17 protein-coding genes are annotated in these 22,616 nt (G+C 65.2%); 8 read left to right on the forward strand and 9 right to left on the reverse strand.

Going from position 1 to position 22,616, the window contains the following annotated elements:
- Nucleotides 1-26 precede the first annotated feature (26 nt).
- Together uvrA and ACQP1G_RS31520 are read right to left on the reverse strand one after the other, a co-directional pair.
- The gene (gene uvrA, locus ACQP1G_RS31515) at nt 27-3,062 is read right to left on the reverse strand and encodes an excinuclease ABC subunit UvrA (protein ID WP_433193253.1); all 3,036 of its coding nucleotides are present in this window, start codon (nt 3,060-3,062) and stop codon (nt 27-29) included.
- A 115-nt stretch (nt 3,063-3,177) separates the two neighbouring features.
- Nucleotides 3,178-5,274: an amylo-alpha-1,6-glucosidase gene (locus ACQP1G_RS31520; RefSeq protein ID WP_433193254.1), complete on the reverse strand. Its 2,097-nt coding sequence runs from the start codon at nt 5,272-5,274 to the stop codon at nt 3,178-3,180.
- Between the two features lie 821 nt (nt 5,275-6,095).
- Here ACQP1G_RS31520 and ACQP1G_RS31525 point away from each other — a divergent pair.
- Nucleotides 6,096-6,728, forward strand: coding sequence for a response regulator (locus tag ACQP1G_RS31525; RefSeq protein ID WP_433193255.1), 633 nt, complete (start codon nt 6,096-6,098; stop codon nt 6,726-6,728).
- On the opposite strand, the gene ACQP1G_RS31530 is transcribed toward ACQP1G_RS31525, so the two are convergent.
- Nucleotides 6,725-7,507: a sigma 54 modulation/S30EA ribosomal C-terminal domain-containing protein gene (locus tag ACQP1G_RS31530; RefSeq protein ID WP_433193256.1), complete on the reverse strand. Its 783-nt coding sequence runs from the start codon at nt 7,505-7,507 to the stop codon at nt 6,725-6,727. The two genes, ACQP1G_RS31525 and ACQP1G_RS31530, sit on opposite strands and share 4 nt — an antisense overlap.
- 136 nt (nt 7,508-7,643) lie before the next feature.
- On the opposite strand from ACQP1G_RS31530, the gene ACQP1G_RS31535 reads away from it, so the two are divergent.
- Nucleotides 7,644-9,383: a GAF domain-containing sensor histidine kinase gene (locus tag ACQP1G_RS31535; RefSeq protein WP_433193257.1), complete on the forward strand. Its 1,740-nt coding sequence runs from the start codon at nt 7,644-7,646 to the stop codon at nt 9,381-9,383.
- A 13-nt stretch (nt 9,384-9,396) separates the two neighbouring features.
- Here ACQP1G_RS31535 and ACQP1G_RS31540 read toward each other — a convergent pair whose 3' ends face one another.
- Nucleotides 9,397-10,587: a beta-ketoacyl synthase N-terminal-like domain-containing protein gene (locus ACQP1G_RS31540; protein ID WP_433193258.1), complete on the reverse strand. Its 1,191-nt coding sequence runs from the start codon at nt 10,585-10,587 to the stop codon at nt 9,397-9,399.
- 211 nt (nt 10,588-10,798) lie between these two features.
- Between ACQP1G_RS31540 and ACQP1G_RS31545 the strand changes: the two genes are divergently transcribed.
- The 3 genes from ACQP1G_RS31545 to ACQP1G_RS31555 all read left to right on the forward strand — a co-directional run bounded on the left by ACQP1G_RS31545 (nt 10,799) and on the right by ACQP1G_RS31555 (nt 14,885).
- Nucleotides 10,799-12,142: a diguanylate cyclase domain-containing protein gene (locus ACQP1G_RS31545; RefSeq protein ID WP_433193259.1), complete on the forward strand. Its 1,344-nt coding sequence runs from the start codon at nt 10,799-10,801 to the stop codon at nt 12,140-12,142.
- Between the two features lie 8 nt (nt 12,143-12,150).
- Nucleotides 12,151-12,498 carry an antibiotic biosynthesis monooxygenase family protein gene (locus tag ACQP1G_RS31550; protein ID WP_433193261.1) on the forward strand — a complete coding sequence of 116 codons (348 nt, stop codon included), beginning with the start codon at nt 12,151-12,153 and terminating at the stop codon, nt 12,496-12,498.
- Nucleotides 12,499-12,581: 83 nt separating this feature from the next.
- A complete protein-coding gene (locus ACQP1G_RS31555) occupies nt 12,582-14,885 on the forward strand; it encodes a HelD family protein (RefSeq protein ID WP_433193262.1) in 2,304 nt (767 codons plus the stop codon).
- 75 nt (nt 14,886-14,960) lie between these two features.
- On the opposite strand, the gene ACQP1G_RS31560 is transcribed toward ACQP1G_RS31555, so the two are convergent.
- From ACQP1G_RS31560 to ACQP1G_RS31570, 3 genes are all read right to left on the reverse strand, one after another.
- Nucleotides 14,961-15,413 carry a universal stress protein gene (locus ACQP1G_RS31560; RefSeq protein ID WP_433193263.1) on the reverse strand — a complete coding sequence of 151 codons (453 nt, stop codon included), beginning with the start codon at nt 15,411-15,413 and terminating at the stop codon, nt 14,961-14,963.
- Between the two features lie 475 nt (nt 15,414-15,888).
- Nucleotides 15,889-16,305, reverse strand: coding sequence for a DoxX family protein (locus ACQP1G_RS31565; protein WP_433193264.1), 417 nt, complete (start codon nt 16,303-16,305; stop codon nt 15,889-15,891).
- A 78-nt stretch (nt 16,306-16,383) separates the two neighbouring features.
- The gene (locus ACQP1G_RS31570; protein WP_433193265.1) at nt 16,384-17,265 is read right to left on the reverse strand and encodes an AraC family transcriptional regulator; all 882 of its coding nucleotides are present in this window, start codon (nt 17,263-17,265) and stop codon (nt 16,384-16,386) included.
- Nucleotides 17,266-17,318: 53 nt separating this feature from the next.
- Between ACQP1G_RS31570 and ACQP1G_RS31575 the strand changes: the two genes are divergently transcribed.
- Entirely contained in the window at nt 17,319-17,804 is a 486-nt protein-coding gene (locus ACQP1G_RS31575) for a VOC family protein (RefSeq protein WP_433193266.1), read from the forward strand.
- A 53-nt stretch (nt 17,805-17,857) separates the two neighbouring features.
- Here the strand turns inward: ACQP1G_RS31575 and uvrB are convergent, their stop codons facing one another.
- Nucleotides 17,858-20,041 (reverse strand): excinuclease ABC subunit UvrB, encoded by a 2,184-nt coding sequence (gene uvrB / locus ACQP1G_RS31580; protein WP_433193267.1) that lies wholly within the window; start codon nt 20,039-20,041, stop codon nt 17,858-17,860.
- A gap of 271 nt (nt 20,042-20,312) precedes the next feature.
- A complete protein-coding gene (locus tag ACQP1G_RS31585) occupies nt 20,313-20,729 on the reverse strand; it encodes a hypothetical protein (protein ID WP_433193268.1) in 417 nt (138 codons plus the stop codon).
- A 620-nt stretch (nt 20,730-21,349) separates the two neighbouring features.
- Here ACQP1G_RS31585 and ACQP1G_RS31590 point away from each other — a divergent pair.
- Both ACQP1G_RS31590 and ACQP1G_RS31595 read left to right on the forward strand, forming a co-directional pair.
- Nucleotides 21,350-21,988, forward strand: coding sequence for a DUF402 domain-containing protein (locus tag ACQP1G_RS31590; RefSeq protein ID WP_433193269.1), 639 nt, complete (start codon nt 21,350-21,352; stop codon nt 21,986-21,988).
- Nucleotides 21,989-22,055: 67 nt separating this feature from the next.
- Nucleotides 22,056-22,580, forward strand: coding sequence for a DUF402 domain-containing protein (locus tag ACQP1G_RS31595; protein ID WP_433193270.1), 525 nt, complete (start codon nt 22,056-22,058; stop codon nt 22,578-22,580).
- The last annotated feature ends 36 nt before the right edge of the window (nt 22,581-22,616 follow it).

The raw sequence follows: 22,616 nt of genomic DNA on the forward strand, positions 1-22,616 counted from the left end.
ATTTGACTCGCCTCGACGGGAGCTGGTCAGCGCAGGGCGGCGGCCTTTCGGGACGCGCGCTTTGCGGCGGCGGCGTTGGGTGCGGGAATCTTGGTTGCTGTTGCCTTTGTGGCCGCGGAGTTGTTTGCCGCTGCTTTGGTGGCGGTCTTCTTGGCAGGGGCCTTCTTCGCGGCCTTTTTGGCGGGAGCGTTCGGCTTGGTCGCCGCGGGTAGCGCCAGTACCTCCTTCAGGAACTGGCCGGTGTAGCTGTCGCCCACTGCCGCAACATCTTCCGGGGCGCCCTCGGCCACCACCGTGCCGCCGCCGGAGCCGCCCTCGGGGCCCATATCGATCACCCAGTCGGAGGTCTTGATGACGTCCAGGTTGTGCTCGATGACGATGACCGTATTGCCCTTGTCCACCAGTCCGTTGATGACGAGCAGCAGCTTGCGGATGTCCTCGAAGTGCAGGCCGGTGGTCGGCTCGTCGAGAATGTAGACGGTTCGGCCGGTGGAGCGCTTCTGCAGTTCCGCCGCCAATTTCACGCGCTGCGCCTCACCGCCGGAGAGGGTCGGTGCGCTCTGGCCGAGGCGGACGTAACCCAAACCGACGTCGACCAGCGTCTTGAGGTATCGGTGGATCGAGGTGACCGGCTCGAAGAATTCCGCCGCCTCCTCGATCGACATATCCAGCACCTCGGCGATGGTCTTGCCCTTGTAATGCACCTCCAGGGTTTCCCGGTTGTACCGAGCCCCGTGGCACACCTCGCACGGCACATACACATCGGGCAGGAAGTTCATCTCGATCTTCAATGTGCCATCGCCCGAACATGCTTCGCAGCGACCGCCCTTGACATTGAACGAGAACCGACCGGGCTGGTAACCGCGCACCTTGGCCTCGGTGGTGGCCGCGAACAGGGTCCGGATCTTGTCGAACACACCGGTGTAGGTGGCCGGATTCGAGCGCGGCGTCCGGCCGATCGGAGACTGATCCACCTGCACCAGTTTGTCCAGATGATCGAGCCCGTTGATCCGCATATGCCGACCGGGCACCTGCCGCGCACCGTTGAGTTTGTTCGCCAGCACGGTCGCCAGGATGTCATTGACCAACGTTGACTTGCCCGAACCCGAAACCCCGGTGACGGCGGTGAGCACCCCGAGCGGGAAGCTGACGTCGATATTGCGCAGGTTGTGCTCATTCGCACCGACCACCGTGAGTTGACGCTTCTTGCTGACCGGCCGCCGCACCATCGGCACTTCGATCCGCTCGCGGCCCGAGAGATAGGCGCCGGTCAAGGATTTCAGGTCGGTCAGCAGCTCCTGATACGGACCACTGTGCACCACTTCACCGCCGTGCTCACCGGCCAGCGGACCGATATCGACCACCCAGTCCGAGGCCCGGATGGTGTCCTCGTCGTGTTCGACCACGATCAACGTATTGCCGAGATTCCGCAGCCGGGTAAGGGTTTCGATGAGCCGCCGGTTGTCCCGCTGATGCAGACCGATCGACGGTTCGTCGAGCACGTACAGCACCCCGACCAGTCCGGACCCGATCTGCGTCGCCAACCGGATGCGCTGTGCCTCACCACCGGACAGCGTCGCCGCGGCCCGCGACAGACTCAGATACTCCAGCCCGACATCCAAAAGGAACCCGAGCCGCGCCTGCACTTCCTTGAGCACCTGCCCGGCGATCGCGGTCTCTCGCTCCCCCAGGGTCAGCGCGTTCAGGAACGCCGAGCAATCACCGATCGACAACTCGCTCACATCGGCGATGGACTTCTGCTCACCGCCCGAGGCGATGGTGACGGCCAGAATCTCGGGCCGCAGCCGAGCCCCGTTGCAGACCGGGCACGGCACATCGCGCATGTACCCGTCGTAATGCTCTTTCATCTGCTCGGATTCGGTGTTCTCCATACGCCGCTGCAGGAACGGCATCACACCTTCGAAATCGGCGTAATACGAACGCTTGCGGCCGTACCGGTTGGTGTAGGAGACGTGCACCTGATCGGAGCTGCCCTCCAGCACCGCTTTGCGTGCCTTTAGCGGCAGGTCCTGCCACGGCGTATCCATGGAGAAGCCGATGGATTCGGCCAGACCCGACAGCAGCCGGGTGAAGTATTCGGCGGTCTGCCCGCGCGACCACGGCGCGATCGCGCCGTCGGCAAGGCTGAGCTCGGGATCCGGCACCACCAGATCCGGGTCGACCTCTTTGCGGATGCCGAGGCCCGTGCAGTCGGGGCACGCGCCATAGGGCGAGTTGAACGAGAACGAGCGCGGCTCGAGATCCTCGATATCGAGGGGGTGCCCGTTGGGGCAGGCCAGCCGTTCGGAGAAGCGGCGCTCGCGATCGTGCGCGTGTTCGTCGCGGTCGACGAAGTCCAGCACCACGATGCCATCGGCCAGCCGCAGCGCGGTCTCGATCGAATCGGTCAGGCGCTGTTTGGAACTCGACTTCACCTGGAGCCGGTCCACCACGACCTCGACGTCGTGCTTCTCCTGCTTCTTCAGCTTCGGCGGATCGGTCAGCGGATACACGACGCCATCGACCCGGACTCGGGAATACCCTTGGGTGTTCAGCTGATCGAAGAGATCGACGAATTCGCCCTTGCGAGTGCGCACCACCGGCGCGAGCACCTGGAATTTGATGCCCTCCTCCATGGCGAGCACCTGGTCGACGATCTGCTGCGGGCTCTGCTTGGCGATGAGCTCACCGCAGACCGGGCAGTGCGGGGTACCGGCGCGCGCGTACAGCAAACGCAGGTAGTCATAGACCTCGGTGATGGTGCCGACGGTGGAGCGAGGGTTGCGGTTGGTCGACTTCTGATCGATCGAGACCGCGGGCGAGAGGCCCTCGATGAAGTCGACGTCCGGCTTGTCCATCTGCCCGAGGAACTGGCGGGCGTAGGCCGACAGCGATTCGACATAGCGGCGCTGGCCCTCGGCGAAGATCGTGTCGAAGGCGAGGCTGGACTTGCCCGAACCGGATAGACCGGTGAACACGATGAGACTGTCGCGGGGGAGATCAAGGTCGATCCCCTTGAGATTGTGCTCCCGAGCTCCGCGCACAGTGAGGCGTTCCGCCACCAGGTGGTCCCTTCTCGATCGTGTCGGTCCAACAGACGTGATACCCCCAGCGCCATGCTAGGCCGACCCACCGACAAGTTTCCCACGCGCCGTGCGCACCGGACATCCGCCCAGGTCAAGTATCCGATCGACGCAACTTTCCGGATAACCCGCTGAGCTGCCACCCCTCGTTGTCCACGGTGACCGTGAGCACATCGGCCCCCACCCGCACCCCGCTCACCCGCAGCGGCAGATACCGGTCCGGTACGGCGGGCGCGACCGAGGCCGACCCGCTGCCGGGCTCCAGCCGCAACATGCTCCGCATGAACAGCAGCGGCGCCGCGGACGCCCAGGCCTGCGGCGAGCACGAGGTCGGGTACGGCACCGGCGCCTCGAATTCGGCGCGGTCGAAACCGCTGAACAGCTCGGGTAGTCGATGGCCGAATCGGGTCGACGCGTCGAGTACACCGTCGATCACGCGGGTGGCGTGTTCGGTGTAGCCGTAGCGCATCAGCCCGGCGGCGCAGATCGCGTTGTCGTGCGGCCATACCGAGCCGTTGTGATAGCTGACCGGGTTGTAGGCACCCATATCGGTGGCCAGCGTGCGAATCCCCCATCCGCTGAACATCTGCGGCGACAACAGATGGTCCGCGACCAGACCCGCCTTGTCCTCATCGATGATCCCGGTCCACAGGCAGTGCCCGATATTCGAGGTCAGCGCATCGATCGGCCGCTTGTCCCGATCCAGGCCAATGGCGAACCAACCACGCTCGGGCAGCCAGAACGCCGTATTGAACGCGGCCTTCAACTCCGCCGCCTTGGCACGGAACCGATCAGCGGTCGCGTGATCGCCCATATCGACCGCCAACGCCGCTCGCGCCAGATACGCCGCGTACACATACCCCTGGACCTCGGCCAGCGCGATCGGCGCCTCGGGCAAGCGGCCGTCGGCGAAATTCACCCCGTCCCAGGAGTCCTTCCAGCCCTGATTCGCCAAACCGTGCTCGGCCGCGCGCTCGTACTCGACGAATCCGTCGCCGTCCGCGTCCCCGAAGCGCTCGATCCATTCCAGCGCCCGATCCGCATGCGGCAGCAACTCGTCGCGGGTTTCGGCATCCAATCCCCACCGGTGCAGCTCACCGAGCAACATCACGAACAGCGGTGTGGCATCGGCGGTTCCGTAGTACACGGTGTCACCGCCGAGCAGCAGCGTCGCCGCCCGCCCGAACCGCACCTCGTGCGGGATCCGGCCCGGCTGTTCCTCGGTCGCCGCGTGGATCTCCCTGCCCTGCAAGCCCGCCAGGCTCTGCAGTGTGCCGACGGCAAGCCGCCTGTCCAGCGGCAACACCATCCAGGACGTCAGCAGCGAGTCCCGCCCGAACAGCGCCATGAACCACGGCGCACCGGCGGCGACCACAGCGCGCTCCGGATGCCCGGGATCGAAGATGCGCAGCGCACCGAGATCGACGACAGCGCGGCGCAATACCGCGGCCAACGTTTCGTTCTCGGTCCGGACCAGCGGCGAGTTCTCGTACCATTCCCGCATCCGCCGCGCCGGCGCGCTGTGCGATACCGGCTTCCCGCACAGATGCCGTGGCCGCACAACCGATCCCAGCGTCGGCTGGTACTGAATGCACACCGACCAGTCACCGCGCCCGGGCAGATCCACTTGCCACCGCAATTCGCGATCCGTCGCGGTCGCGCCCGCGGCGGTCACCGTTACCGCCAGGGCCAGATCGGTCCGGCTGATCTCGAGCGCGCCCGCCGACGCCTTGCTCTTGGTGACCACAACGCTGTCGCCGACCCGCCCCTCCTTCACCTCGAACAAATCCGCGAAATCGGCATCGATCTCCAGCGCGACCACACAGCTGATCGCCGCACCGGACAGATTGCGCACCGTCAGGTCCTCACGCATCCCGTCACCGACATGGCGCCCGACGCTCACCAGCGCGGTGCTGTCGGCGCGCCCCGGCCGCGGCGGGGTTCTGGCCAGCAGCGTCGCACTGTAGGGCTCCGCGTGCTGGACGGTCAGCGGCTGCGGCGCCAATCCGTCGACAGTCAGCCGCCACCGCGACAACACCCTGGTATCGCGAACGAACAGTCCTTCGGGACGATTCGGGTTGATGACCCCACCGTCCTCACTGATGCAGAACGTCGATCCCTCGACCAGCGTCACCCCGGCGACCGCCCGTGGCGCGCCAGGGTCGGCTCCGTCACCCCACGGGCTCGTCAAGCGACCGGCGTGGGCAGCATGGCCCGGCTAGTCCGATCACCGGTCAGGATGTGTCGATATAGCCATCTATGGTCGCGGGCCATCCGCGGCCGCACCACCTCCACCAGAGGCTCCAGCGGCCGCTCGTGTGGTTCGGGATCGTCGGAGCCCATCAGTGGACGCACGCGCTCAGTGTAGTAGTGCCACTGCTCTGATTCGCGGATCTTTGTGATCATCACCAGTTTTCGGCGCGCGAACCTGGCCACCTGGACCGCCGGTGCACATCCCGCGCCAGGTTCATCCGGCCGACGAAGACGATGTAGCCACCGCCACGATCACCCCGATTCACATGGACACGTCCATTCTTCGGACGCCGGCTCCGCGAAAGCAGGGACCTCCAGAATGGTTCGCCCCTGCGCGAGCCGCCATTGCGCGCCGCACAGGCGGCAGCTGAACAGGGTATCCCGATGGTCGTCCAAGGTACCGATGGCATCTGAACCACAACCCGGACAGCCCTGCGGCGGACCGAAAATATTACCGAAATCAAGAGCCGCTGAATATGTCATTGTTCGAGATAACTATGCATGAGGCCCTCCAGGCCGCGCTGCCAAAGCCCTCTGAATGACTTTCGGCCATAGCATACCCGGAAATCTGATTCGTATACCGCCATTCCCGCGGTCGGTTTTTCGCGGAGTTTCGTAACGTGCGCCGGCAATTTTAGTCGACATTACTCGAAATTATCGTCTCCGCCATACCGGTGCGCCCCGCGACGAGATACCTTGTCGGGTAGGACAATCGGTACCGCTGGGGCGCGAGATCCCCTGCACCGCATGGGAGGTCGCGTGATCACAGTGTTCCTCGTCGACGACCACGAGATCGTCCGGCGCGGCCTCATCGACCTGTTGGAGAGCGATCCGGAACTCACCGTGATCGGCCAGGCGGGCGATGTCGCCACCGCCATGACCGGCATTCACGCACTGCAACCCGATGTCGCCGTACTGGACGTACGACTTCCCGACGGCAACGGCATCGAGTTGTGCCGCGATCTGCTCGCTGAAATCGACGGTTTGCATTGCCTCATTCTGACGTCCTACACCGACGAGCACGCGATGCTGGACGCGATCCTGGCGGGCGCGAGCGGCTATGTCGTGAAGAACATCAAGGGCATGGAATTGGCCGCGGCCGTCAAACAGGTCGGCGCCGGTCGTTCGCTCCTGGATAACCGGGCGGCAATCGCACTCAAAGCCCGGCTGCGCAGCAGCACCGAAAACGACGGACCGCTCGCCGGACTCACCGAACAAGAACGCCGACTGCTCGCACTGCTCGGCGAAGGGTTGACCAATCGGCAGATCGCGGCGCGAATGTTCCTGGCCGAGAAGACCGTCAAGAATTACGTATCCCGTTTGCTGGCCAAGCTCGGCATGGAACGGCGCACCCAGGCCGCGGTGCTGGCGTCCAAACTGCGCGACGGTTAGCCGACCGGCACCACGACGGTGAGATCCCCGTCGTAGCGGCGGTACAACAGCCTGCCGCGACCGGAATCGGCGTCGGTGAAGAACAGGAACGGCAGGCCCATGCGACACAGCCTGGTCACCGCCGCCTCTTCGATCAGCGTCGGCGCTGGCTCCGAATCCATCAGCACCGACAGCGGATTCACCGTGAACGGCTTATCCGCGACCGCCTCCGGCTCGGTTGTGGTGCGCTGCCTGGCCATCCGAATGCCCAGCGAATCCGCCCAGCACACCACGGCGTCCTCGCCGGTCTCGGCATCGATGAACAGGTACGCGTCGTAGTCCATCGCATCCAGCACCGCCGTCGCCTCGGCGGGCGTACCGGTCAGCAACGCGCAGCGCTTCCTCCGCACGATCGGGCGCGGCTCGCTCACCCTGGCCAGGGGCGGACGCGCCGGATCGGGCCACTCGCGTGACTGTTTGGTCGCCAGCCGGGCGATCTGGCGGTCCAGTCGTTCCACCGCGAAGGTCACCGCGAAGCCGCGTGGACCGGTGACCTGCACCCGGGTCGGAGTGTCGTGAACGCGAATGTTGGCCTGTACCAATGTCGGTTCGTCCGCATCCACCGGCGCGGTCACCCGGACCCGTGCCGCCGCGTCGAGGTGATACCGGCGCAGCACGCGACCGATCCCCCGCACTGCCCTTGTCACATCCGCGGGTGGTACCGCGCCCCGGGTGGTGACGGCCAGTTCGGGATCGGCGGCCGTTGCCCACAACTCCGACGACCGCAACGGCGAATTCATAGGACATCCCTACTTTCTATTGCCGGTACGACCATGCCATCATCGCTACGGCGGCGCGAACAGGGCCAAAAGTCCTCGATCGGCCAACTAGACTGGCGTAGGCGCTGTTTCGCGCACACCAGAACAGGATGCCGATATGACCGAAGAGCCGGGCAGCGGCGCCTATTCGGTACGCGACACACTCTCGCAACTGCGGCTCCGGGAGCTCCTGTCCGAGGTCAAGGAACGCGTCGAGCTGATCATCGATTCACGCGACCGGATGGACGGCCTGGTCGAGGCGATGCTGACCGTCACCTCGGGCCTCGATCTCGACGAAACCCTACGCGCCATCGTGCATACCGCGACCAGCCTGGTCGACGCCCGCTACGGCGCGCTGGCCGTGCGCGGCCACGACCAGCAGGTCACGCAATTCCTCGATGAGGGCATGGACGATAAGACCAGGGAAAGTATCGGCAGACTGCCCGCCGGACACGGCGTACTCGGTGAGGTGTTCTCCCAACCCAAACCGCTCCGCCTGGACGAACTGTCGAATCACCCTGCCTCCATTGGCTTTCCGGCACACCACCCACCGATGCACACCTTCCTCGGGGTGCCCGTGCGCATCCGCGACGAGGTCTTCGGCAGCCTCTACCTGACCGAGAAGGCCAACGGCCAGCCCTTCACCGAGGACGACGATGTGCTCGTACAGGCGCTGGCGGCCGCCGCCGGTATCGCGGTCGACAACGCCAGGCTCTATGAATCGGCGCGCACCAGACAGGCCTGGATCGAGGCCACCCGCGATATCGCCACCGAATTCCTCGCGGGCACCGAACCCGATCAGGTGCTCGCCCATGTCGTCGATCACGCACGCACCCTCACCGGATCGCACCAATCGTTCCTCGCCAGCACCGCCGACCCGCAACTGCGGCTCGCCGCGATATCCGAGCTGGTCATCACACAGTGGTCCGGCCCCGGCAGCGGATTCGACGGGCTGACGGTGGACGCCGAGGGCACCGCGCTCGGCGAGGCCTTCACCCGGCGCACACCGCTGCGCTTCGACGATGCCGCGCTGATCGATCTCGGCGTACCACTCGACGACGTCGGGCCCGCGCTGATCCTGCCGCTGTGTACCCCCGACGCCACCCTCGGCACGCTGGTCACCGTGCGGCCGATCGGCTCGCAGCCCTATACCGATGAACTGGTCGAGCTGACCAACGCGTTCACCGATCAGGCCGCACTCGCCATGCAACTGGCCGAAACTCAGCGCAGGATGCGCGAACTCGATATCCTCGCCGACCGCGACCGCATCGCCCGCGACCTGCACGACCATGTGATCCAGCGGCTGTTCGCCATCGGCCTGACACTGCAGGCCGCGGTACCGAGGGCCGAAGGTCCCGAAGTGCGCCAACACCTTTCGACGGTCATCAGCGATCTGCAGGAAGTGGTGCAGGAGATCCGCACCTCCATCTTCGATCTGCACGGCGGCAACGGCAGCAGCATCCGGCTACAGCAGCGGATCGAAGACGCGGTGCGCCAGCAGACCACCGATGCGCCGCTGCGTGCCACCGTGCAGGTGACCGGTCCACTGTCGGTGCTCGAGGCCGAACTGGCCGATCACGCGGAGGCAGTGGTGCGTGAGGCGGTCAGCAATGCGGTCCGGCATTCCGGCGCGGCGACCGTCGCGGTGGAGATCAGCGTGGCCGACGACCTGACCATCGTGGTCACAGATGACGGCTGGGGCATCCCGAATCATGTGATCCGCAGCGGATTACGGAATTTGGAACAGCGGGCCGAGAAGTCGGACGGTCATTTCACCATCGGACCGGCGGTGCCGGATATGCACGAATTGGAGGACATGCCCGGAACGAGGTTGTCCTGGTCGGTGCCGCTGCCGTGAGCATCGGCGAGCCTCAGTCGGCGGGAGCGAGCACCACCATCGAATTGTTCCCGCCCATGCCGAGTGACAGCTTCACCGTGATCCCACCCTCGAACGGCATGGGACCGTCCAGCAGGCGCTCATACGCGGGCGCGATGATGGGTGCGGCGGGCACAATGCCACGGTCGTAGCCCAGTGCCGCCGCAGCCACCTCGACACCCGCCGCCGCACCCTGGCAATGTCCCGCCAGCGGTTTGACCGAATAGACGTGCGGCCGATCGTGGAACATCCGCGCGAGTAGATCCCGCTCGGCTACATCACATTGCTGGGTGCCAGTGCCGTGGGCGTTGAAATACCGCACGTCCGCGGGGGCGATGGCGGCGTCGTCGAGCGCCAGCCGCGCGCAGTCGAAGATCTTGGTGTGCCCGGGATCGACCGACACCACGTGATAGGCGTCGTTGGTCATACCGCCACCGAGTACCGCGGCATAGGGCCGCTCGACCGAGCGGCTGAGGACGAAAGCGACCGACGCCTCGCCCATGCTGAAACCGCGGCTGCCCTCCTGGAAGGGGCGGCAGGCGGCCAGCGGTTCGGCATCGCCGACCGCGGCGCCGAGCCGGACGAAGTGCTCGAGCATCTCGGGGGTGGCCGACATATCGGTGGCGACGCAGATCACATCGTCGGCGATACCGCTGCGCAGCCATAGTTTGGCGGTGATCAGCGCGACATTCGCCGAACTGCATGCGGCCGAGACGTTCATCGCCGGACCGTGGAAGCCGAATTCCTGCTGCAATACCGAGATCGGGGTGGAGGGTAATAGTCGCAGGTAGTCACGAGAGCGCCGGTGTCCGTGATCGAGCAGGTAGAAGTCGCGCCAGTTGCCGACATCGCCGAGCACGATGGCATGCAGCACGCCGACGGTGCGTCCCGGCCGCCAGCCGCGCGCGGACGCGTCGGCGATGGCCTCACGAGCCGACTCCTGCAGCGCGCGCCCGTAGATGCTGGTGCTCACCAGGGGATCGCCGCCGTCCGGAATCAGCGATACCCAGGCCTGTTCATCGCGGCCCGTGCCGTAGCCGGGTTGTAGCGTGGCCGCCGATTTACCGCTCAGCAACCCCTGCCACAGGACCTCGCGGCCCCAGCCGTACCCGGTAACCGCACCGATCCCGGCGATCGTCATATGATCTTGGTGGTGGTCTTCGCGGTTCGGGTTCGTACCCGGCATGGCATCGCTCCTTCACGGGCTCCCCGGGCCGACCGACGTTCGGCTCGAGAATGCTCGCAGATCCGGGTTTGTAATGATCATCGGATAACGCCCGATGACGTGCCGAACTGTGATCGAAGCAATAGCGTGGACGATGTGATCTTGCAGACGTCGAGACCAGAATAATCCCATGTTCCAATGGCCATAATCGGGTCGACGATCGGGGGTTCGAGTGGAACAGCACAAGGGAGCCGATGTCGGGGTCGACGCCGAGCAGCTAGCGCAGCGCTACCGATCCCTGGTCGAACACACCCCGGACGGGATCGTGGTGCACGAGCACGGCATCGTCGTCTACGCCAACCAGGCCACCGCGCGCATGCTGGCCGCAGAGAATGCCGACCAGGTGATCGGACAGCCGCTGACCCGCTTCGTCCATCCCGATTCGGTGCCCGGCATGCTGGCCCGCATCGGCCTGCTGACCACTGCTGGCGCCGCCTCCGACCCCACCGAAATGGAGCTGATCCGCGTCGACGGCGCGACCATCCCGGTCCAGACGGTGTCAGTGCTCACCCCGTGGCACGACCATCTCGCCTACCAGGTCGTCATTCATGATCTCACCGCCCAGCGCGCCGCCGAGGCCGCCCAGCGCCGGGCCGAACAGTACTTCACCACCGTCGTCTCACAGTTGGAAGAGGGTGTGGTGGTGATCGATCGGGACGGTCGCATCGAATCGGCCAATCCCGCGGCCGTGCGTATCTTCGGCACCGACGAGCGCCGCGAACTCATCGGCGCCACCATCGACGAACTGCCGCTCGTACTGCTCGATGCCAATGCCCAGCCGCTGCCGCCGAGCCGGCATCCGGTCGCGCGGACCCTGGCGACCGGCGAGACGATCACCGGTTATATCTTCGGCATCGACCGCTACGACGGACAGCGCCGCTGGCTCTCGGGCAGCTCGCGCCTGCTCAATCCGGGCGACCCGGATTCGCCCGCGGTGTCATCGTTTGCCGATATCACCGAATTCCGTGCCAGCCGAAGGCAACTGGAATACCAGGCCACCCACGACTCGCTGACCGGACTGGCCAACCGCTCGCTGATCCTGTCCCAGCTCGCCAGCGCGCTGGCCACCAGCGAGAATCTGCCGGTGTCGACGGTGCTGTTCATCGACCTGGACGGCTTCAAGGCGATCAACGACGCCCTCGGCCACGCGATCGGCGACACCGTCTTGCAGATCGTGGCGCAGCGACTGCAGCGCGCCTTGCGCGGCACCGATCTGGTCGGACGGCTCGGCGGCGATGAATTCCTGGTGCTGCTCGCCGGCCGGACCCGGCGCGTCGATATCGACGCCCTCATTCTGCGCCTGCGCTCGACCATGAGCGAACCGATCATCGCCCGCGGGCACCGGCTCGAGGTGAACGCCTCGATCGGCGTCACCGAACTCGAGGAGGGCGATAACCGCACGCCCGAGGCGGTACTGCACGACGCCGATCTGGCGATGTACCGTGCCAAGCCGACCGGACACCGGGAAGGCACCGATCCCCTGGGCCGCAGGCCGAACAACACCCACGCATCCTGAAGGTTCTCATGATCATCGAACACGCCCTGCTTCCCGTTCGCCCCGAACAGTCGGCGGCCTTCGAGGCGGCGTTCGCCGAGGCCAGACCGATCATCGCGAGTATGCCGGGCTTCCGGTCGCTCTCGCTGTCGCGGTGCATCGAGACGCCCGACACATATTTGCTGCTGGTGCGATGGGAACGGTTGACCGATCATGTTGATGGCTTCCGCGGGTCCGCGGGATACCAGCGCTGGAAGCAGCTACTACACCACTTCTACGATCCGTTCCCCGTCGTCCAACACTTCACCCCGGTCCCCGACAACACACCTACAGACCCTCTACCTGCGGTTACAGCGAGGACGCCGAACCAGCAGTAGACTCGACAACTCTGTTTTCCGAGCGTTTGCGTGCCGCGTAACCTACGTGCGCACCGGCTCATCGCGGTGACAAGGAGTTCAGTTTGCCCGACCGCCTCACTCAGGACCGTGCCGTACCCGATGGCGCGTCCGAGCGGAACCGCGAGATCGACCAGGAGCAGACATACCTGTCCGTGCTCTATGAACGACTCGACGGTATGCGCGAATACGCTACGAATCGGCTGCGCACCGTCCTGCTGGAAACCGGTGGCACCCCGCAGGCTCGCACCGAACGCGAATCGTTCAGCCAGCTCTACTCCGAGGATCTGGCCAAATACGACGCCGCCGAACACGGCCTCTGTTTCGGCCGCATCGACCTCGACGGCGACTCGGACGGCGAGTACCGCTACATCGGCCGCCTCGGCATCCTTGACGAGAAGGACGATTACGAGTCGCTGCTGCTGGACTGGCGTGCGCCCCTTGCCCGTCCGTTCTATCTCGCGACGACCGCCACCCCGGACGGGGTGACCCGGCGTCGGCATATCCGTTCCCGCAATCGGCGGGTCACGGCCGTCAATGACGAATATCTGGACCTCGATGCCGCCCGCACCGCGGGTGTGACCGAGGACGAGGGCGGGGTCGGCAGCGAGAGCGCGCTGCTCTCGGCACTCAATGCCGCCCGCACCGGCCATATGAACGACATCGTCGAGACCATCCAGAGCGAACAGGATGCGATCATTCGCTCCGAGCACAAGAGCGTGCTGGTGGTTCAAGGCGGTCCGGGCACCGGCAAGACCGCCGTCGCGCTGCATCGCGCGGCCTATCTGCTGTACACCTACCGCCAGCAGCTGGCCAAGAGCGGCGTGCTGATCATCGGTCCCAACGCCACCTTCCTCGACTACATCGGCCAGGTGCTGCCCTCGCTCGGTGAGACCGGTGTGCTGCTGTCCACCATCGGTGATCTGTATCCGGGTGTTAAGGCCACCCGCGAGGATTCGCTGCGCGCCGGGGAGATCAAGGGTTCGCTGGCGATGCTGGAGGTACTCAAACAGGCGGTGCGCGACCGCCAGGAGGTGCCCGCCGAACCGATCCGGCTCGCCTTCGACGGCTACCCGGTCACCCTCGACCGCAAGATCGCCACCAAAGCGCGCGGCCGTGCGCGCTCATCGCGGCGCCCGCACAACCTGGCCCGGCCGATCTTCGCCTCCTCGGTCATCGATGCACTCACCGAACAGCTGGCCCAGACCATGGGCGCGGATCTGTCCGGGGGCCAAAGTCTGCTCAGCCGAACCGATCTCGCCGAGATCCGGGACGAAATGCGGGCCGATTCGGAGATTCAGGCGACCATCGGCAAGCTGTGGCCGATTCTGTCACCGCAGGAGGTGCTCGCGGATCTGCTGGCCGATCCGAAGCGACTCGATCGAGTCGCGAGCGGTCTGGCCCCGGCTGATCGGGCCGAGCTGGAGCGCTCGGACAACGGTGAATTCAGCGCACCCGACGCACCGCTGCTCGACGAGCTCGCCGAACTGCTCGGCATCGACGACACCGAGGAACGTGAACGCGCCCGCCGCCGCTGGCGGGCCCAGCTGGCCGAGGCCCAGGACGCGCTCGACATCCTGACCGGTTCCGCACCGCAGGATCTCGAGGACGAACTCGATCCGGAGATCCTGATGGCCTACGACCTGATCGACGCCAGCCAGCTGGCCGAACGTCAGGATGTGCGCAATCGCCAGACCACCGCGGAACGCGCGGCGGGCGACCGCAATTGGACCTATGGCCACGTGATCGTCGATGAGGCGCAAGAACTTTCGGAGATGGCCTGGCGGATGGTGATGCGCCGCATTCCGAACCGATGGGTCACGGTGGTCGGCGATGTCGCCCAGACCGGCGATCCGGCCGGTGCGTCGTCCTGGCAGGCGATGCTGGAACCCTATGTGGCGCAGCGGTGGAAGCTCACCGAGTTGACCGTGAACTATCGGACCCCCGCGGAGATCATGGCGGTCGCCGCCGACGTGCTCGCCACGATCGATCCGCGTGCGGCGGTGCCGCGGTCGGTGCGGGAGACGGGCGTGAAACCGCGCGCACACGCCGTCGAAACGAGCGAATTGCACGACGCGGTCGCACGTTTGGTCGCGGCGGAGACCGGACCCGGCACCACCGCGGTCATCACGCCGCACGCGCTGGTTGCGGATTTCGCCGAACTGGCTGGCGAATCCGTCCGAGTGCTGACGGTGCACGACGTCAAGGGGCTGGAATTCGACGCGGTCTACATCGTCGACCCGCAGGGCATCCTCGACGAATCACCGCGCGGGCTCAACGACCTCTACGTGGCACTGACCCGAGCGACGCAGCGACTCGGGGTGGTGCACACCGCGGAGCTACCACCAGTACTCAGCGCACTGGACTGACGCGCCCGACCGCGGAAGCGACAGCCGCGCGTTCCCCGACTGCCCGGGGGACGCGCGGCTGTTATCGCGGTCTCGTTACCTGACGGTGTGCACGATCAGCACATCCGAACGCGACTTGCGTGCCACATCCGAAGGCACCGAACCCAGCAGACGCCCGGCCAGGGTGTTCAGCCCCCGGTTACCGACGACCAGCAAATCGGCCTCGACCTCCTTGACGAGCGCGAGCAGCGACTCGACGGGCTCGCCGACGATCGCTCGCTCGACGATCTCCTCGGCCCCCGCCGCGACCGCCCGGTCCCGGGCGGTGCGCAGGATTTCGTTGGTGGGCGCGGAGCCGTGCACCTGGTAGGCCTCGTCCTTGAGCACATCGGCGGCCGCGGCGACGTCGCGATCGTCGGTCGGGTAGTAGGCGCAGGCCACGACCAGGGTCGCACCCGCGGCCCCGGCCAGCGACGCGGCCTTATCGACGGCGACAAACGACGAGTCCGAGCCATCGGTACCGACGACAATGGTCCGGTAGGCGGTCATTCTCTCCTCCAACTGTGGTGTCGGGTGCCTGCTCCGGTGCCACTCTGGAGTCGTGGCACCGGCGCGGCGACTGGGGTCGACCCTAGCGGCAAATCGGCCGGAAATAGCAGAAATCGCAACACATCACACTCCGAGGTGTTCCGGCTTTACCGACACGGTTCACCGGACGAATGCCGAGAGGGCCTTTGCGACCTGGGCGGATCTATTTTCCGGGTCGGCAAACTGTGATCCATCACAACCAGCGGCGAACGTTCTTGTGCCCCTGGGATATTCATCACATATACCGGACATGTCCGCTATCCGGCGGGAACGTCGGCCCGAGCCCGGGACCGCGAAGAACGACCCATCCGGGCCGACGCCATCCATGCGGATCCACAGTTACCGTGCCGAGTCTCGGCCAGCCCGAAAAATGCCGACCGCGCCAATAGCGCACACAATATCGACGCGATCGGCACGAAATCTGGTCGCGCCGAATCTACAGACAGGTGAAAAGCGGGCCGGTGATGGTCAATCCGAGTTCGTCGACATGTGCGAAGAATGCCACCAGCATCAGCGAAGCACCGGCGAGGGCGAGATCCTTGTTGAACTGGATCATCTCGCCCTGTTTGGCCTGCGGATCGGTCTCCTTCCAGAACTGGTGCATCAGCAACGCCATCGGCAGCAGCGTGATCACCAGCAGCAACGCCCCCAGGTCGGCCCATACGCCGAGCAGCACACTGAGGCCACCGAGGGCGAGCAGCACGCCAGCACCCAGCACCGCGATCTTCGGCTGCGGCAGGCCCCGGCTCTTGGCATAGCCCGCCATCGCCTCGGTCTGGGTGAAATGCCCCAGCGCCGAACTCAAGAACAACACCGAGAAGAGCACCCGCCCGATCAATACCAAGACATCCATGGCCAACTCCTCATTCGCTGATGCGGCAGCCGATTCCCGACCCGTCGCTCGAATGGTCGAACGTGATCGGTCCTGCCACTACATTCTGGCGGGAATGACCTTCGAAGTCACCTCATTGCGGGAGCGAAGCGAATTCTTGGCATATTCCAGCGGAGCCATTCCGACCTCCGCGGTGAACTCCCGGGAGAAATGTGCTTGATCGAAATAGCCCAACTCGGTGGCCAGCGCTGCCAGGTCTTGGGTGCGCCCGCGCGCCAATAGATCGGCGCCGTCTTGGAGCCGGTATCGACGCAACACCCATTTCGGTCCGGCTCCGATATACCGCCGGAACATCCGCTGCAATGTGCGGATCGGGATATCGAACCGGTCGGTGACCTGATCGACTCGGGTCAGTTCTTGATCCTGTTCCATCGCCGCGACGATGCGCAGCACCAGCCGGTAGTTGGGATCGGCCGCGGCCTGTCGTCCGATCAGAAAATCCTCGATGATGGTGCGGCGCTTGGTATCCGATGGCTCGGCCAGCACGCGGCCGGTCAGGCTCTCGGCCTCGGGCAGCACCTCGGTGATCGGCACCGCGGTGTCCCGGAACGCACCGACATCCAGACCGGTGAACGCGCCGAAACCACCCGCACGGAACCGTGCGCCGAAGGTCTCTCCCGCGCCGCTGAGCTCGCGAACGTACTTTGTCGTACAGACGCCGTTGACGAAACCGCCGGTTCGGGTTTCGGTGTGCTCGAAGGTGACGTTCACACACGGGAACGGCAGCACTTCGGCGTAATAGGGCGGTCGGCCCGTCAGATCCCAGCGCACCGACCAATACCACTCGACGAACCGGCCGATCTCGGGTCCAGCGGACAGCCGCGCCAGCGACCGATGCCTGGCCTGCTCGTCCGGATGCAGGATGCCCTTCACATTGTCGGGTGCGGGCACCGGAACCGGCGCGTCGTCGGCCCTGGTCACGGCTGTCGCTTTCTTACAAGACCATCCAGTCGTGATCGACAAGGCTTATCGGCATGAGCGAAACCGTGAACACCGACACCGTCAACCCCATTGCCGATGGCTACCACTCCATCACCTGCTTCCTGGCCGTCCCCGACGGAAACAAGGCAATCGAGTTCTACGCCAACGTCTTCGAGGCCGAGGTGATCAGCCGCAACGATCTTCCCGACGGTCAGCCCGCGCACGCCGAACTGAAGATCGGCGATTCGACCCTGCAGGTGGGCATGCCCATTCCGGACAACAACGTCCTGGCACCCAATGGCGAATGGGTGCACACCTCGATCGTGCACTACTGCCCCGATGTCGATGCGGTCATCAAGCGCGCCATCGAGAACGGCGCCCGCAGCGCGGAGGAGCCGCAGACCTTCGTGACCGGCGATCGCTTCGGCGTGGTGATCGACCCGTTCGGCCACCGCTGGGCGGTGCTGACCAAGGTCGAGAACGTCTCGCGTGAAGAGGCCGACCGCCGCGTCAACGAATGGCTGGCCACCCAGAGCTGAGCCGCGCCGAACCGAACAAGCCCGAGCCGAGCGGCGTCGAAGGACGCCGCCGCTCAACTCAACCCCGCAGCATCCATCCCGCGCAGTTCCTTCTTCAGATCCGCGATCTCATCCCGCAGCCGCCCGGCCAACTCGAACTGCAGCTCCCGTGCCGCATTCATCATCTGCGCGGTGAGTTCCTTGACCAGATCGGCCAATTCGGCTCGCGGCATCGACTTGACGTCGCGCCCCTCGTAGACGCCCGCGCTCACCGCCCGCCCCGGCTCGCCCTGGGCGCGGCGGCCGCGGCTGACATTGCGACCCGATCCGCCGACGGCCACCTCGCTGTCGTCGGCCTCCTGATACACCTGATCCAGGATGTCGGCGATCTTCTTGCGCAGCGGCTGCGGGTCGATGCCCATCGATTCGTTGTAGGCGACCTGCTTGGCCCGGCGGCGTTCGGTCTCGTCGATGGCGTGGTGCATCGAGTCGGTGATCTTGTCGGCGTACATGTGCACTTCACCGGAGACGTTGCGCGCCGCGCGGCCGATGGTCTGGATGAGGCTGGTGCTGCTGCGCAGGAAGCCCTCCTTATCCGCGTCCAGGATCGCGACCAACGACACTTCGGGCAGGTCGAGGCCTTCGCGGAGCAGGTTGATGCCGACGAGCACGTCGTACTCACCGAGCCGCAACTGCCGCAGCAGCTCGACCCGGCGCAGCGTATCGATTTCCGAGTGCAGATACCGCACCCGGACGCCGAGGCCGAGCAGGTAATCGGTGAGGTCCTCGGACATCTTCTTGGTCAGCGTCGTGACGAGCACCCGCTCGTCACGCTCGGTCCGCAGCCGGATCTCGTGGAGCAGATCATCGATCTGCCCCTTGGTCGGCTTGACCACCACCTGCGGATCGACCAGACCCGTCGGCCGGATCACCTGCTCGACGACCTCGCCACCGGCCTGGCCGAGTTCGTACGGGCCCGGGGTGGCCGACAGATAGACCGCCTGCCCGATCCGCTCGGCGAACTCCTCCCAGGTGAGCGGCCGGTTGTCGATGGCCGACGGCAGTCGGAACCCGAACTCGACCAGATTGCGCTTGCGCGACATATCGCCCTCGTACATGCCGCCGATCTGCGGGACGGTGACATGCGACTCGTCGATGACGAGCAGGAAGTCCTCCGGGAAATAGTCCAGCAACGTCGCGGGCGCCGAACCCGCTGGGCGCCCATCGATATGACGCGAATAGTTCTCGATGCCCGAGCAGAACCCGACCTGCCGGATCATCTCCAAGTCGTACTGGGTGCGCATCCGCAGTCGCTGCGCTTCCAACAGCTTGCCCTGGCGGTCCAGTTCGGCCAGCCGTTCCTCGAGTTCGGTCTCGATATCGCCGACCGCGCGTTCCATCCGCTCCGGACCCGCCACATAGTGCGTCGCCGGGAAGATCCGGACGGAATCGACCTGCCGCACCACATCGCCGGTGAGCGGATGCAGGTAGTACAGCGCCTCGATCTCATCGCCGAAGAATTCGATGCGGACCGCGAGTTCCTCATAGGACGGGATGATTTCGACGGTGTCGCCGCGCACCCGGAACGAACCGCGAGTGAAGGACATGTCGTTGCGGGTGTACTGCACATCGACGAGCAGCCGCAGGAATGCATCGCGATCGATCTCGGTGCCGACCTCCAGCTGCACCGACCGATCCAGATACGACTGCGGCGTACCGAGACCGTAGATGCACGACACCGACGCGACGACAACGACATCGCGGCGCGAGAGCAGGCTCGAGGTGGCCGAATGCCGCAGCCGCTCGACATCGTCGTTGACCGAGCTGTCCTTCTCGATATAGGTATCGGTCTGCGCGATATACGCCTCTGGCTGGTAGTAGTCGTAGTACGAGACGAAGTACTCGACAGCATTGTTGGGCAGCATCTCTCGCAGCTCATTGGCCAGCTGCGCGGCAAGGGTCTTATTGGGCGCCATCACCAGCGTAGGCCGCTGTAGCCGCTCGATGAGCCACGCGGTGGTCGCCGACTTACCGGTACCGGTCGCGCCGAGCAGCACCACATCGCGCTCGCCCGCCCTGATGCGGCGCTCGAGTTCGTGGATGGCCGCAGGCTGGTCACCCGCCGGTTTGTGTTCGCTGACGACCTGGAATTGCCCATCGGCCCGCTCGATCTGCCCGACCGGGCGGAACTCCGAATGCGCCAGCGGGGTGCCCCGGTCCTCGTAGCCTTCCGCCGGGATTTCGGTTGCGAATGCCATGGTCACCAGCCTAGGCCCAGGCACCGACAGATTCGCGGGCCCGGCTGATCCGCGGCGGACGAGCTGTGACCGACCACCATATCTGTCAGATGATCACGATATTTGTCATCGAACGCGGTGAACGGTCTTGCGGTGGCTGTCGGGCGAGCAAGTCAAAAACCCGGCACTCGGGCCTGCCCACTTCAGCGAAGACGGAACCAGCCTGCGCGCTGGAGTTGATGGCCGAATCCCAACACAGCAAGCCCGACAACCTACACCGCTACCTCAAACCTCACCGGTCTCGCGCGCCATCACCAGCATGCTCGAGCCCGCCCCCGTCAGTCGCCGATGAGTCACGTGTAAATAAGCGGCTGTAGTTGCTCGTACCGGCCGGCAGATACACCTTGACCCTGTACCAGAACGTGATGCGGCCTTGTGAGTCGAACTCGGCCCGCTTCGTGGATCCGGAGTTGCTCGCCAGGAAAAGCTCGTCGGTGGTCCAGAAATCAATGCTGGTGGAGCCGGGAGCCACTTCGTGCAGGCTATGAAGCTTTCCGTTGACCTTCCGGAAGATCGAGATGCCGACGGGGAAATCGTTGTAGATCCTGGCCAGCGTCCCACGAGATGCGTCTGGTTCGGCGGGCTCCTCCCCGCCCATCTCCGACAACGGCACGGTCAGTTTCTTGTCTTCCAAGTCGATCTCAGTCACCTGCGCCTCCCACGGTTGAGTGCCCTCGAACAAGGAATCAGCGGCGCGAACGCTGGCCGGATAACGTGGAGCCGCGCCAGCTTGGTTGTGAAGACCCGGCCGAACAAGTATGAGCCCCGGTTCACGACCCCAGCGGCCGTTTCGGTCGAACAGGACACCCGGCCGATCGCGGTGACGTCGGCGGTGGGACCCGTCGCTGTCCTGAATGTAGACGCGCACGGTCCCGAGCGAGCGTGGCCGAGCAGCTCGGCGACCATGACGATATCGACCCTCTCACCGCGCAGCGGGATGTCGCGAAGCTGGCAGTTCGGAAACTTCAGCCGGTGACAGATAAGTTGGTCAGCCACAACGAACTCGGTCGTGACCGCGTCCGGATCACGATCAACGAGCCTTTCCGCAATCTTGCGCACCGCCCCGTACCAGCAACGTTGCACAATACGTTATCTGTCCTAAATGTCCGTTGTCGCAACGAGATTCGCGAGACGCACACCGCTCGTTCCGGGTGTAGCCTAGTTTGGTTGTCGGACTGAGGATGAGGCCATGAGCGAGCGCAGCGAGCGACCGATGGACACAGCCGCTAAAAAGGTCATGCCGGAGCCTAGCGACAGCGAGGCGCGGGCATGAGCGCTCTGATTCCATTACTTGCCGCCGCGCCCGCTGTGACCGGAATCGCCGGTTATGTCGCGCGAGATTTCCGCGGGCTCGCGCCCGCGAACCAGCCAACTTCTACTGTCGCACCGGGATCACCGATGACAACCCAACTGAGACCACAGGTAGAACACTTCAATATCGCCGAACTGACCATGACCGACCCCAAGGGGTATGTGCGGCCGATCGACCGGGTGCACGTCGAGCCATGGGGTCTGTATGTGGCACGTACCGTCAACGGTCCGCGGATCCAGTACCTGGAGACCTGGCTGCTGCCCGAGCTCTGGTTGCGCGTGACGATCGCGCATTACCAGCCGGGCCATCACCGCGACTTGGACTACTGCCTGCATATCGGCGAGTACACCCGGATCGAGCCGAAGCGCTGGAAGTCCATGGACCAGTACCTCGAGATCGCGGTGCGGCACGGCCGCAAGGCCGAACTGCATGGTGTGGACGAGCTGCTTTCCGCGCATGCCGCCGGTCTGATCGATACGGCGCATGCGCACCATGCCCTCGAGCAGGCAACCAAGGCGATGGCGGGAGTGGCCGCGCACGGCCATGAGGTGGAGTCCTGGCTTGCCACGCAGGAGATCACCCTGACCTGGATGTAGCCCATCAGCTGAGCAGAGCGCCGCCATACCACTCGACGTGGCCACAACGGCGGTAGATTCTGTGTGCATGACACAGGCACCATCAGTGGACGTGCACAGGCCCAAGGTCGAATACTTCAATATCGCGGACCTGACCAACACGGACCCGAAGGGCTTCGTCCGGCCGGTCGAGCGCTACCGCGCCGAGCCGTGGGGCCTGTACATGGCGCGCACCTCGGACCATCCGCAGTTCCACTACATCGAATCGTGGCTGCTGCCCGAACTTTCCATTCGGGTGACGGTCTTCCACTATCACCCGGCACACCGCCGCGATCAGGACTACTACGTCGACCTCGGCCAATTCACCCGGATCGAGCCGAAGAAGTGGAAGTCGGTGGACCACTACCTCGATATCGTGGTGCGCTCGGAGCGCGAGACCGAACTGCTCGACGTGGACGAATTGCTCGCCGCGCACACCGCGGGCATGATCACCCTCGCCGAAGCCACGGCCGCCATCGAACACGCGTCGATGGCCATCGACGGCATCGCCGCCAACGGCTACTCGCTGGAACGCTGGCTTGCCACGCTCGACATCACCCTGACCTGGCAGTGAGCACACCGCCGACCAGGCGGTAGCCGGAATTTTCGC

The sequence above is a fragment of the Nocardia sp. CA-107356 genome (genome assembly GCF_050946365.1).
Classification (GTDB): Bacteria; Actinomycetota; Actinomycetes; order Mycobacteriales; family Mycobacteriaceae; genus Nocardia.

Excerpts from the sequence above, each read along its gene's own strand:
- ACQP1G_RS31530 (WP_433193256.1), bottom strand. The coding sequence starts at position 7,507 with ATGAATTCGCCGTTGCGGTCGTCGGAGTTGTGGGCAACGGCCGCCGAT.
- ACQP1G_RS31535 (WP_433193257.1), top strand. The coding sequence starts at position 7,644 with ATGACCGAAGAGCCGGGCAGCGGCGCCTATTCGGTACGCGACACACTC.
- ACQP1G_RS31540 (WP_433193258.1), bottom strand. The coding sequence starts at position 10,587 with ATGCCGGGTACGAACCCGAACCGCGAAGACCACCACCAAGATCATATG.
- ACQP1G_RS31550 (WP_433193261.1), top strand. The coding sequence starts at position 12,151 with ATGATCATCGAACACGCCCTGCTTCCCGTTCGCCCCGAACAGTCGGCG.
- ACQP1G_RS31560 (WP_433193263.1), bottom strand. The coding sequence starts at position 15,413 with ATGACCGCCTACCGGACCATTGTCGTCGGTACCGATGGCTCGGACTCG.
- ACQP1G_RS31565 (WP_433193264.1), bottom strand. The coding sequence starts at position 16,305 with ATGGATGTCTTGGTATTGATCGGGCGGGTGCTCTTCTCGGTGTTGTTC.
- ACQP1G_RS31575 (WP_433193266.1), top strand. The coding sequence starts at position 17,319 with ATGAGCGAAACCGTGAACACCGACACCGTCAACCCCATTGCCGATGGC.
- uvrB (WP_433193267.1), bottom strand. The coding sequence starts at position 20,041 with ATGGCATTCGCAACCGAAATCCCGGCGGAAGGCTACGAGGACCGGGGC.
- ACQP1G_RS31590 (WP_433193269.1), top strand. The coding sequence starts at position 21,350 with ATGAGCGCTCTGATTCCATTACTTGCCGCCGCGCCCGCTGTGACCGGA.
- ACQP1G_RS31595 (WP_433193270.1), top strand. The coding sequence starts at position 22,056 with ATGACACAGGCACCATCAGTGGACGTGCACAGGCCCAAGGTCGAATAC.